Source organism: Vibrio sp. 1978, assembly GCF_033344345.1.
Window position 1 is genome coordinate 1 of record NZ_JAWPOP010000752.1, and the last position, 589, is coordinate 589.

1 protein-coding gene is annotated in these 589 nt (G+C 47.5%); it reads left to right on the forward strand.

Annotated elements, in window-relative coordinates; translation table 11 throughout:
* Positions 1-589: RlmF-related methyltransferase (locus tag R8N49_RS28915; protein WP_318190674.1), on the forward strand; the 589-nt coding region annotated here is incomplete at both ends.

The following is a 589-nucleotide window of genomic DNA, read 5'->3' on the forward strand; positions in this document are numbered from 1 at the left end:
TCGCCAGTGAGCCATCGCTGGCATCGTTTGTTATCAAGAATCCTAAAGGCGAGGATTCAATCAACTTCTCTGACCCGAATGCAGTGAAAATACTTAACAAAGCACTTCTCACGGCGTATTACGACATTGATTTTTGGGATATTCCTGAGCACTATTTATGCCCACCAATTCCTGGTCGAGCGGACTACATTCACCGAGTGGCAGAACTGCTTGATGGTGAAGTCAAAGGGAAATACCGTCATCAGAACGTACGCGCGTTGGATGTGGGTGTTGGAGCAAACTGTATTTATCCGATCGTCGGTGTTACTCAATATGGCTGGCACTATACGGGCAGCGATGTTGATCCGAAATCCATAGACTCCGCAGCCAATATCGTTGAACGCAACGTCGCGTTAAACGGAAAAATTGAACTCGTACAACAAATGAGTGAGTCACACATCTATCGCGGTGTAATTCAGCCAAATGATCGCTTTGATGTGACGACCTGTAACCCGCCGTTTCATCGTTCAGCAGAAGATGCGGCGATGGGCAGTCAGCGTAAACTCGACAACCTAAAAGCAAACCAGCGCAAAAAAGGGGTCAAGCCGCA